Raw genomic sequence first — 12603 nt, 5'->3', positions numbered from 1 at the left:
GAGCGCCGTACCGGGGAGTACGGTCGACTGAGCAAAACTCCCTTAGAGCCGCAAGGAGCAAGCAAGGCCAGGAGCATGTTTATGAAATATCCGGGTTAGTGCAAATAGCTTGATTAACGACCCCTGTCATCCACCACAAAAGGCCGAATTCGCTGGAGGGTTTCTTTAAAGCAACGGGGTGTCCCACAGACAATCTCATGTTTGCTCATAAAGTCCGGCCCCCCTTTGAAGTCGCTGACCAGGCCACCGGCTTCCTGTATCAGAAGCACACCGGCCGCCATATCGTATTCTTTCAGGCCAATTTCCCAGAACGCATCGAGCTTACCACTGGCAACATAGGCCAAATCGAGGGCAGCGGCACCCGCACGACGAATGCCTGCGGTATCACCGAGCAGGGAGCGCATCATATTCAGATAATTATCCAGATGAGCAATACCCGGTTGCATAAAGGGAATGCCGGTACCAATCAGGGCGCCTTCCAGACTCTTTCTGTTGCTGACACGGATACGCCTGCTGTTCAAGGTGGCACCATTGCCACGGCTGGCACAATATTCTTCACCTTTAATGGGATCAACAACAACGGCGTGCTCGAGCCGACCACGGTATTGACAGGCAATGGAGATGGCAAACTGAGGTATGCCACGAATAAAGTTCGTCGTGCCATCAAGGGGATCAATGATCCAGAGGTAGTCTTTACCCTCACCTTTGCCCTGATGCTGGAAGCCGGACTCTTCACCATAAAACCCGTGATCTGGGTAGGCTTTGCGCAGAGCGTCAATAATGGTTTGCTCAGAAGCCTTGTCCACTTCTGTCACAAAATCGTTTCTTTGTTTATTTTCGATCTTGAGTTTATCAAGATCGGCAAAAGCGCGAACAATAATTTCACTGGCCATGCGCGCCGCGCGAAGGGCCATGTTTACCATGGGTTGCATAGGATGGACTACGTCTGGAATGTAAAAGATCGAACCTCAATGATAGCGCAGTTTATCAAAGTTAATGGGCCTTGGCGACGGGAAAGTTGTGCTGATTCTACCCAATCCTGTGGCAATTGGGTACACTGCGACACCTGGTTCATCCACAGAGAATACGCTAGTGCTCGACAATCTGACCATTGTGCTGGTTAATCCTTCCCACCCTGGCAATATTGGCTCTGCCGCCCGCGCCATGAAAACCATGGGTATCAGCAAGTTATGCCTGGTAGCGCCTGATGAGTTTCCCTCAGCCATGGCCACGGCGCTGGCCTCAGGGGCCGACGATATCCTGGCCTGCGCAACAGTGGTGACAACACTCGCCGAGGCTATTGCTGATTGTGAGTTTGTGGTCGGCACCAGTGCCAGGGTGAGAGGTATTTCATTACCCCTGACAGACCCGCGCGGCTGCGCGAGCACCCTCATCAAAGAGTCTTCCCAAGGGGCAACGGCGCTTATTTTCGGGCGCGAAGACCGTGGGCTAACCAATGAAGAGCTGGCACAGTGCCATATGCAGGTGCATGTGCCCAGTCATCCTGACTTTAGCTCATTGAACCTCGCGGCAGCCGTCCAGGTGCTCTGTTACGAGCTGCGCATGGCAAGCTTGCAACAAGCTGGCGAGGACACGACGCTGCCCAAAGCGCGCGAGCAGCCCTTGGCTACTGTGGACGATATGGAGCGGTATTTCACTCACCTTTATGAAACCTTGCAGGTCATTGGCTTTCTTGATCACAGCAGTCATGAAAAAATCATGGCCAAGTTACGCAAACTCTATTCGCGTATCCGGCCTGATCGGGTGGAGTTGGCGATTCTCAGGGGAATATTATCAGAAACACAGCGGTGCCTGGCCTGTAAGAAAGATTAACCTTTTTTTGGTCAATGACGCTAACCGGATTATTCCAGATTTCCGCGCAGTGGTTCCTGCTCATTTCGGTCACCTTTTTGGTCACCTTCCTGATCATCTTTGACAAACGCCGCCAAAAATTCCTGGTAACTGCACTCTGGCTTATCGCAGGCCACTTCCAGGCTTCTACTGATGATGGGAATATAGTCTTTGACCGGTTCATGGGCTTTTATTGAGCCACTTTGTTCCAGAAAAGAAAATGCCTGGTTCAGGATCTTTCTCTCTAAAGAATCAGGCAGCGTCTGGTTGGCTATGATTTGCTGAAAATCGCTGAAACAAAGCCTGGAGTCCATTAGGATTTCGGTAATGCCCATTGACGTAACACCCGAAATAGAATCGGTAAGGTTGGTAATACTTTTAAAATCCGTCACTGCTGTTGAGCCCAGTGCCTGGTTAATCAGTTCTGCCATATCAATCCAGCTGACGCTATCAGCCAACTTTGCTGTTGAGGTGTCAGGCGCTCCAGGGCTGGTAATGAAAGAGCTGGCATTGTTCAGGTCATCCTCATCATCAGAGTCACCGGCGTTACCCGTGGCAGCCATCTGAAGGTATTCCAGCTCATCCTCATCATGACCGGGGCCAGGTTCGGCCCGGCCTGATGGCGTTACCGACCGGCTCGATAAGGAGGTTGGGGCAGTGTCCCTGTTACCAGTGGCTGTTTGCCTTTTTGGCGCGTCTGAGTCTGTATCGCCAGCTTGCCTGCCGTTGTTCTGGAAAGAATCCGGGTGCTGCGCGCCTGATTTTCCAATCCTGTCCATTAGCCATTCCCTTAAGTGCCCTGACTGATGATTGACTCCATGCCCTGGGAGCCTGTCGGACTTAAGACAATTTCGGCCTGAAATCCAGAAAGTACGAGAAAGCGCGAGAAACTGCGGCCAGAATTTCCGATCAATTTGCATTTGCTTAACTTAAATAGGTCAACTATTCGCACAAATTGATCGAAAATTCTGACTCGCTCTACTGAATTTCATGCTCGAAAGCTTAAGCCCGACAGGCTCCTAGTTTATCGGACCCAGCTAATGCTGCTTTAACCAGAATTCAGGTTCACACTGAATGCTGCCTGACCAGGAGGCAGCATGTGATACGGCCGGTTATTTTACCGGGCCACTGGAATGTACTGTTGTAGCGTTTGCGGCAACACCGTGACCAACGATTTGCGAACGGGTTTCCAAAACGCGGACAGTAACAACAGCGTGCTGCCCAGACATACGCCGGTGGCAGCCAGGTTACTGCCAGCGAAACCGTAAAACTCAAAAAGCCGGGTGAGGGCATAGATCACGTACAGTAGTGACGACACCATGAAGGCTTTGCGGTCAATGATAATGGAAATACAGGCCATCAGGGCATAGAGAAGTATCACCACGGCAATACTGCCAACCCCGCCTTCGCCTTTTAAAATGCCAAAAAATACGAAAGTTGGATGAACAATCATGGGTGAAGCCAGCAGGTGTAACCAGAAGGCAATGTCTGACCGGCGAGTGGAACGACCCAGGTCAGAGGCATCCCAGTACATAGCAAATAAAAACGTACAAAAGCCAGCCGTAAAAATAACACCCAATGCCCAATCCATGGGGTGTAACAACAGGGAAAACACCGAAGAAGCCAGCACACCAACGGTCGCGGCAACACCGATTGCCACGGTTACCGGTACCTGAAACCGGAAGTAGTGAACCACTGCCGCCAACACTACCGCCGCAGATGCCAGGGTATAAGCATTATCGTCGTTATCAGGGAGGAGGTGAAGGCTGAGAAAAAAGACCCCCCCTATAAAACTCACCAGCAAAACCAGCGCAGGTAATGCCATAAGGCGGATACGGACAAAAAACTCCGCCAGGAGCCAGGATAACACTGGGATAGCAACCAATGCCCAGGTAGACTCAAAACCGCCCAGAAGCGTGTAGCTTGAGAGCAAGACCAGTGCGCAAGCTATCACCACAAAAATATCATTAAAGCTGGTCAGTAACCGGAGCTGTTCCTCATCCGCATCCCTTGTTGTTAATTGGTGCTGCTCACGGAATAAAGTAACGGCTTTTTTGGTAAAAATACCCCGTTTGACGGCAAGATCCAGATCGCTATCGGTATACATAATGCTCCTCTAATTTATACGGTCTTATGAGGAAAGAAGTCTCGTTATTTAAAAAACAGCCTGAATTCATAATAGCGGACGAAATTCTGCTACTCAGCCTACATGGCTTTGCCGTTTTCTGCCATGGGTAAATTTAACCCACCCACCTTGATTCACAAGGAGCTTGTCGGGCTTAAGCTCTCGAGCATGAAATTCAGTCGGGCGAGTCAGATTTTTCGATGGATTTGTGCGAATAGTTGACCTGTTTAAGCAAATTGATCGGAAATTCTGGCCGCACTTTCTCGCACTTTCTCGTACTTTCTCGTACTTTCTCGTACTTTCTCGTACTTTCTGGATTTTAGGCCGAAATTGTCTTAAGTCCGACAGGCTCCCAAGCCAGACGCTACTTTTGATCAGCAAAAAACGGGGACAGCCGGTGGAGTGCGAATGAATTAATGGTGCATAAAGACGCGTAGCAGCTATTATGAAAGTCAGGATCATGACGGATCGTCCGTTAACTAGCCAGTTGATACGTTCCGGTTTTTTCTTCACGTTTGATCAGTTTTTCATTCTCAGCACGATCAAACCAGGCATTAATTTACTCGGGGTTAACATCGGTCATTGCGCAGGTTAACTCGGCGTTGAAAATATCAGGGCAATATCGGGGCTTTGTTGCAGCAACTGCGGGGCGTTTCAACGCATCGCTGGCGTTCATTGGCAGCGTAAAGCGCAGTGAGGAGAATCGATTAGTATAAGTATCTCGTCGCTCTGTAATAATGTAATAAATAAACAGTAGGAGTACACCATGAGCATTACATCTGTCTTACGTGCTGGAAAGTTGATGGCAACCAAGCCGGTTGTTTTTATTACTGGACTGTTGGCTTTATCTATCATGGCTAACGCTTATAGCCTGGATGAAAAGTTAGGTATTTATGACGGAATACCCCCAGGCAACCCGCATTACTCGAAAAATGGCTTTACACTTAAACCCAGTGGCCACGGATATTGCATGTACGGCGTGTATAATCCGGCTTCATGCACTTCTGCTTATGAAACCAAATATTGTCAAGTACGGATACATTTTGCGGCTTCATTCGAGCACGGATGTATACTTAGGCACAAATCCCAAGATTTTAACATTATAAACAATGATACCGGCAAAATCGTCGCTTCGTTTCAATGGTACAAAAGCGACGTGTACCCGAAGATAAAGAAGCTCAAGGATCCTGAACATATTGTGGCAGATGTAATGTATTATTATAAAACCGTGGAAAACAAACTGAATATTTTTTGAGCCTGTAAATCATTCTGTATAAACGCCACTCATTCTTTACGCCTTAATCCGGTTAGGAAACACAATTTCAAACCGGTTCATGGCCGCTTTTCGGTCTCTTGTTGGTATAATCTCCTTGACCGATGCTTTTTCTGTAGCGAGGAGATAATACCAATCGACTCTCCTAACAGCGCTTTACGCTGCCAACTTCGCCTGAACTCAAGTTTAAAAAACGCCGTGTTAACCCATTAAGCTGAAGTCATCACGATCTGACACGGCGCCGCACTTTCCCCTTTGCCGATATTTCGTTACGCTTAGGGTCTTTGACCGCTGGTATTGTACCTGTGCTGATCACCTACCATTCCAATCACCTGGATGTGCTCAAGGATATCCTGGTCAACCTTATTCAGAAAAACCCCCTTGCCAACCCCCTGACCGATGAGCAGATACTGGTGCAAAGCCCGGGCATGGCGCAATGGCTTCGGCTACAAATGGCCGAAGGACTCGGTATTGCTGCCTCGGTCAACTTTCCTTTGCCGGCCAGTTTTCTTTGGGAGATGTATGTCCGTGTGTTACCCGATGTGCCAAAACGCTCTGCCTTTAACAAAGAAGCCATGACCTGGAAAATAATGGCACTGCTTGATGAGTTGCTGGACGAGGAGCCATTTTATCCTTTAAAAGGGTATCTGGCCGGTGACAGCGATGATCTGAAAATCTACCAGCTGGCCGGAAAAATTGCTGATATTTTTGACCAGTACCTGGTGTACAGACCTGACTGGATTCATCAATGGGAAGCGGGGAATAACCCTGGCACCCTCACGGCAGATCAACAGTGGCAACCTATTTTATGGCGGCATTTGGTGGCGCGCACAGCCGCGTTGCGACAATCCCACTGGCATCGCGCTAATATGCACGATCAGTTCAGACAGGCCCTGACCCGGCCTCAGTGCCCTGGCTTATTACCTGAGCGGTTGTTTGTGTTTGGTATTTCTGCCATGGCGCCCCACTTTATCGAATCCCTCGATACCCTTGCCCAGCATAGGGATGTGCACCTGATGATGACCAACCCTTGCCAGTATTATTGGGGCGATGTCAAAGACCCCCGTTATCTGGCCAAGCTGGCTGCCCGGCAATTTATCTTGCATCGATCCGGTAAAAAAAGAACATCGTCTTTTATTCATCAAACGGTTACTGACGCTGAAAATGGCAATCCGTTATTAGGCTCCATGGGCAAGCTGGGCCGGGATTATCTGTATCAAATTCACGACCTTGATGCCACGGTAATTGATGCCTTTGCCGATATCCCCGATGATTCACTGCTTCATTGTCTTCAGCGCGATATTTTTGAGCTACACGACAGTAGCGCAAAGGATGACAAGCGCACCGTCGCTGCCAGTGACCGGTCACTGACATTACACAGCTGTCACTCGCCACTGAGGGAGGTGGAGGTTTTGCATGACCGGTTGCTGGATCTGTTTGACCATGATCCAAAACTTACTCCCAAAGACATCGTAGTCATGCTGCCCGATGTGGACACCTACAGTCCATGGATTCAGGCTGTCTTTGGCAGCGTGCCAAAAAACGATCCCCGTTACCTCCCTTTCTCTGTCTCAGACCGCAGTGTCCGCGCTGAACACCCGGTATTAGCCGGCGTGCTTACGTTACTGGATCTGAACAACAGCCGGTGCAGTGCTTCGGAGTTACTTCAGCTGCTTGATATTCCTGCCTTGCAACAACGGTTTTCACTGAAGCAGGACGATCTGGATATTCTACGGCGGTGGATACACGATGTGGGTATCCGCTGGGGGCTGAATGAACGGCAGTTAAAACGCCAGGGGCTTCCTAAGATAAACGACAACACATGGTTGTTTGGTATAAAGCGTATGCTGCTCGGTTATGCCATGGGAGAAGATGCCGGACTCTATGCGGGCATTTTACCCTTTGATCCTGTGCAGGGTATGGCCGCCAGTTTGTGCGGCGTGCTGGCGAACTTTATTGATGCTATTGAGGCCCTTACACAGTCCCTTGACGAGGCGCGACCGGTTCAGCAGTGGGTCAGCTTTATTCATCAGATGCTCGATCAGTTCTTTGCCCCCGATGAAGACGACGCCCTGGCCCTGAAAAGTGTTCGTGATGCCCTTGAGCATTTACAACAACAACTGACGGATGCAGGCCACCAAAGGGCGCTGTCAAAAGCAGTGTTATACAGCTTTTTGTCAGAGCGACTCAATAATGACCGCAGCAGTCAGCGCTTTCTGGCCGGACAGGTCAATTTTTGCACCCTGATGCCCATGCGCTCTATTCCATTCAAGGTCGTCTGCCTGCTTGGGATGAACGACAGTGCTTACCCACGAACACTGGCACCGATGGGTTTTGATCTTATTGCTCAACACCCCAGGCGCGGGGATCGGTCGCGGCGAGAGGATGACCGCTACCTGTTTTTAGAAGCACTACTCGCTGCTGAGCAACGCCTCTATATCAGTTATGTTGGTCGCAGCATTCACGATAATAGCAAGAAGGCACCTTCTGTGTTGGTAACAGAGCTCTTGAACTATTGCACGCAAGGGTTTGTTTTTGAGGGCCATTGTGATTCCCCTGAGACAGCGCTGATTACGGAGCATCCTTTGCAGGCTTTTAGCCCTGACAGTTTTAACCCAGGTCACCGCACCGGCAGAAATGCCCTGTTCAGTTATGCCAGGCAGTGGCTGCCGGCCGCCGGGCGTGAGGGAAAACCGTGTCCTTTTGTCGAGGCACCTTTACCCGAGGCACTTTTACCTGAGACTCTGGCATTGAAAGACCTGGTCGTCTTCTTTAAAAATCCCTGTAAATATTTTTTACAACGACGGCTCAATGTCTTTTTCCCTGATAACCAGCAGGTACAGAAAGAAACAGAGCCTTTTGACCTCAGCGCACTGGATAAATACCACTTTAATGAAGCCTTGCTTGAAACGCGGGTGAAAGGCCGTGATGTTAACCACCTGTTTGCCCTGGAAACGGCACGGGGTCACTTGCCCCACCAGGCGCAGGGAGAGCTGTTTATAGAAGAACAGTTACCGGGCAGTGAGCTACTGGCTGAAGCCATTGGAGCGTTCACCGATGCTGGACCCAACAATGACCTGACCATTGACTTTACCTACGGCAATACGACATTGACCGGCTGGTTGACCGGGCTGTCATCTTCCGGGCAGTTGCGCTACCGTCCGTCCACCATCAAAGGAAAAGACCTGCTGGCAGCCTGGGTAGAGCATATTGGCTACTGTCACAGCGGCGGGCAGGGCGTAACCCGGCTGTTGGGTTTTAAAGACCCCAAAAAAACCCGGTTGGATGAAATCACCTTTGCCCCTTTGCCGAAAGACACGGCCACACAGTACCTCAAAATCCTGCTGGAACTGTACCATCAAGGCATGCGCTCGCCCTTGCCACTGTTTTCAGAAACGGCCATGGCCTGGCTTGCGGGGAATGATGCGGTTATCGCCAGAAAAAAAGCGCTGGAGGCCTTTTATGGTAAAGACGGGAGCAACGCTCCATCGAGTGACAGCGATGACGCGTACATTGGCCGGGTATTTCCTGAGCTGGAGCCGGTTTTTGAGGAAATGACAGAGCTGGCCCAGACTGTCCTTGGCACCGCACTGGCGCATCAACAGTAGGAATCTACAGGATGTCAACAACAATGAATGCTACCCTCAATGCCAAAACCTTTCCCCCGCAAGGGTTGCGCCTGATTGAAGCCAGTGCCGGGACAGGCAAAACCTACACCATTGCCAATTTGTATTTGCGGCTGTTGCTGGAGCCTTACCCATCCAGCCAAGAGACTCTGAATCCGGTACCTTTAAGCGTTGATCAGATCCTTGTGGTGACCTTCACAGACGCTGCCACCGGCGAATTACGCGACCGTATTCGTGCGCGTATACACGACACCCGAAATGCTTTTATGGCAGGCAATAGTCAGGATGATTTTATTCAGTATCTGATCGATACACAGCCAGAGCAGCAACAGAGCATTAATTTATTACAAGCGGCTGAGCGTCAGATGGATGAAGCCGCTATTTTTACCATTCACGGTTTTTGCCAGAGGATGCTGAAGCAGCACGCTTTTGAAAGTGGCACCTTGTTTACCACAGAGCTTTTGGATGATGAAGGACCTTTGTTAGAAGCTGCCACCCAGGACTTCTGGCGGCGCACTGTTTATCCCATGGACAAGCCCTTGGCATCACTGGCAAGGCATTACCTGAAAACCCCTGAGGCATTGCTCAGTAATATTCGGAGCTGGCTGAACAAACCCGGTTTGCAGATTGTCGGTAACGGTGTCCCTGATGATCTGGCCGCATTTAAACGACAGTATATTGATCGGATTAACGCCATAAAAGCCCTATGGCGTCAGGAAAAACAGCACATTGGTGATTTATTGCGCAATTGCGGTTTAGGAAAAAAAAGACTGCCTTACAGCAAGCTGAGCGCTATGGAAGAGTTTATAGAAACGTCAGCACTTGTACCCCGTTTAGGCTCAGGCAATAGCAATAAAGGCTGGGAGGTCTACAGTTCAGGTAGCCTGGAGAGCGCATTATCGAAAAAAGGGACGTTTCCCAAGCACGCTGTTTTCCCGATGATTGACCAGCTGGTTGAACAGCCGTTGAGTATTGATAAAGCGTTCGAAAATATGATGCTGACCCATGCCTTGAAAGCGGTAAAACACCAGCTGGCTCAGTCAAAAGCCCAGCGCCACCAACAGTCGTATAATGATTTGCTGAGCAACCTTGAAGCAGCCCTCACTGGTGAGCAGGGCCCGGCGCTGGCGCAGGCTATCCGCAGTCAGTACCCCGTGGCGATGATTGATGAGTTTCAGGATACCGATCCACAGCAGTATGCCATTTTCACTACACTGTATGCTGACAACACTCATGATAGCGGCCTGTTTATGATTGGTGATCCGAAACAGGCCATTTATGCTTTTCGGGGAGCGGATATTTTTACCTACATCAAGGCTCGCCGCCAGGTCAGTGCCCATTACACCCTGGACACCAACTGGCGCTCATCAGCTTCAATGATCGCAGGTGTTAACCACTGCTTTGAGCAAGCGAGAGCGCCTTTTATTTACGACAATGATATTCCGTTTTTTCCGGTTAATGTCTCTCCCAGGGGACAGGGAAAATCACTGAGTATTGACGGTAAGGTGGCGCCTGCCCTGCACCTGTGGCTGGACGAGAATGAGAAGACCGCCATGGGAGCCGCCGATTATCAAGCGGCCATGAGTCTGGCAACAGCCACAGAAATTAACCGGCTGCTCACCCTTGCTGACCAGGGCCGCTGTCTCCTTCACGATGAAAAATCATCACGCCCTTTGCGGGCAGGTGATATTGCCGTACTGGTGCGGACGAAAAAGCACGGCACACGGGTACGAAAACAACTGGCTGAACAAGGCATAACCAGTATTTATCTGAGTAACAGTGACTCAGTCTTTCACTCTCAGGAAGCGAAAGATATGCTGCGAATTCTCTCAGCGTGCCTGTCCCCAACGGATGAGCGCACATTACGCGCGGCCCTTGCTACCTCTTTGCTGAATCTCAATGCCGAGGCACTAGAAGCGCTAAACAGTGATGAATTACTGTGGGAGAAGGCCGTTGAAGAGTTTACCGACTACCAGCAACGCTGGTTTAACCAGGGTATATTATCCATGTTGCGCCACCTGATTCATCGCCGAGAGGTGGCAGAAAACTTGCTGACGTCTTCTTTTGGTGAACGACAGTTGACAGATGCTCTTCACCTTGGCGAGCTATTGGCAGATAAAGCCCTTGAGCTGGACAGCCATCATGGTTTATTACACTGGTTAGCCGAGATGATTGACACGCCCAACGACAATGCCGCTGAGCAGCAGTTGCACCTTGAGAGTGAGCGGAATCTGGTGAAAATTTCCACTATCCATAAATCCAAAGGGTTGGAATATAACGTTGTATTTATACCCATGCCCTGTTTAGCCAAGGTGGAAAAACAGGCCCTGTACCATGACGATAAGGGTGGAGTGATGATGGATTTACTCAACCCAAAAGAAGGTCAGGAAAAAGCCGACCAGGAGCGGTTGGCAGAAGACCTGCGATTGCTTTATGTTGCCCTTACCCGCTCTGTGTACCGTTGTTACCTCGGGCTTGCCCCGGTCAAGTCACGACCAAGCGGTAACAAAACCGATCTTCACCAAACCAGTATTGGCTGGTTGATTAACGGGGGCGAACCCATTGAGGCGGACAGCCTACAGAAAAAAGTAGAAAGCCTTGCGGCTGACTCCCCGGACTATTGCATCAGCAAACCACCTGCTCAGCCATTGCCTTCTTATCAGCCGCCCAAGCGTCAGGCTCCCCGGTTGGATGCCTTGACTTTTGAGGGCACCGTCGAGCGTCACTGGTGGATTACCAGTTACTCAGCTTTAATCCGTCACAGTGCTGCCCACACGCCCGCGCGCTCTGGCTCGGACACGCCCGACGCCAGCCTGGAGCAGGTGGGTTTTGATACGGAGGTCAGCAATGAGCGGGCTGACTCTGGAACGGGTGACAGTCACACACTGTTTGACTTCCCCAAAGGAGCAAAACCCGGCACGTTTCTCCATACTTTGTTTGAGCGTGTGGATTTTGCCGAAAAAGACCGGTACACACTGACTGCATTTGTTAAAGAGCAGTTGTTAATGGCAGGCTATGAAGAAGTATGGTGCTCTGCTTTGTGTACGTTGTTGTATAATTGCCTCAATACCCCCCTTGATGGTTATGCCCTTCGGTTGTCTGACATTCCCCTGGAGCACCGGAAGGTTGAGATGGAATTTATCCTGCCTGTTCACCAGCTTGAGCCCAAGAACCTTAATCAACTCATTCAACAGCATGATCCCATCAGCGCAACGCTGCCTGAGCTGGACTTTCAACAGGTTAAAGGCATGCTAAAGGGGTTTATCGATCTTACCTTTGTCCATGAAGGTAAATGGTACGTTTTAGACTATAAATCTAACTGGCTCGGCAATACCACTAACGATTATTCATACGACAATATGAAACTGGCTATGGCCGCACACCGTTATGATTTACAGTATCAGCTTTACTGTCTGGCTTTACACCGGTTGTTGCAACAGCGAATGGTTGACTACGATTATGAGCAGCATTTCGGTGGGGTGTTTTATCTGTTTTTGCGGGGCATTACTTTGGATGGTGCCAACAGACAGGGTATTTTCTATCACCGTCCGTCCCAGTCACTGATAAAAGCCCTGGATAACCTGTTTAAAACCGGTGTCAGGGAATCCGCCTGTTAAGCTGATCAAACCCTTAGAAGCAGTCTTAAAAGTCTGCCCGTAGCGAGGACTGCGAGAAATGGAGGATAAAAAGTCGCTTTTGTGAGGAGAATAGCGGGACTATTTGACGAA

Annotated in this window: 7 protein-coding genes; 4 read left to right on the top strand and 3 right to left on the bottom strand. The window is 50.0% G+C overall.

Features of this window, described 5'->3' with window-relative positions; genetic code table 11:
• Positions 1–113: 113 nt before the first annotated feature.
• Positions 114–932, bottom strand: a complete 819-nt coding sequence (locus V4C51_RS15260) for an inositol monophosphatase family protein (RefSeq protein ID WP_330927041.1) — start codon at positions 930–932, stop codon at positions 114–116.
• Positions 933–1020: 88 nt separating this feature from the next.
• Between V4C51_RS15260 and V4C51_RS15255 the strand changes: the two genes are divergently transcribed.
• A complete protein-coding gene (locus V4C51_RS15255) occupies positions 1021–1833 on the top strand; it encodes an RNA methyltransferase (protein WP_330927040.1) in 813 nt (270 codons plus the stop codon).
• A gap of 29 nt (positions 1834–1862) precedes the next feature.
• On the opposite strand, the gene V4C51_RS15250 is transcribed toward V4C51_RS15255, so the two are convergent.
• The gene (locus tag V4C51_RS15250; RefSeq protein WP_330927039.1) at positions 1863–2630 is read right to left on the bottom strand and encodes a hypothetical protein; all 768 of its coding nucleotides are present in this window, start codon (positions 2628–2630) and stop codon (positions 1863–1865) included.
• A gap of 338 nt (positions 2631–2968) precedes the next feature.
• Positions 2969–3958: a hypothetical protein gene (locus tag V4C51_RS15245; protein ID WP_330927038.1), complete on the bottom strand. Its 990-nt coding sequence runs from the start codon at positions 3956–3958 to the stop codon at positions 2969–2971.
• 784 nt (positions 3959–4742) lie between these two features.
• On the opposite strand from V4C51_RS15245, the gene V4C51_RS15240 reads away from it, so the two are divergent.
• From V4C51_RS15240 to recB, 3 genes are all read left to right on the top strand, one after another.
• Positions 4743–5231 (top strand): hypothetical protein, encoded by a 489-nt coding sequence (locus V4C51_RS15240; RefSeq protein ID WP_330927037.1) that lies wholly within the window; start codon positions 4743–4745, stop codon positions 5229–5231.
• Between the two features lie 323 nt (positions 5232–5554).
• Entirely contained in the window at positions 5555–8857 is a 3303-nt protein-coding gene (gene recC / locus V4C51_RS15235; RefSeq protein ID WP_330927036.1) for an exodeoxyribonuclease V subunit gamma, read from the top strand.
• 11 nt (positions 8858–8868) lie between these two features.
• Complete coding sequence (recB, locus tag V4C51_RS15230; RefSeq protein ID WP_330927035.1) at positions 8869–12492, top strand: exodeoxyribonuclease V subunit beta; 3624 nt, start codon at positions 8869–8871, stop codon at positions 12490–12492.
• Positions 12493–12603: the final 111 nt, after the last annotated feature.

The sequence above is a fragment of the Candidatus Sororendozoicomonas aggregata genome, from assembly GCF_031528575.1.
GTDB lineage: Bacteria > Pseudomonadota > Gammaproteobacteria > Pseudomonadales > Endozoicomonadaceae > Endonucleibacter > Endonucleibacter aggregata.
Note: the sequence above shows the minus strand (reverse complement) of the source record. Positions and strands in the feature narration are given on the sequence as shown.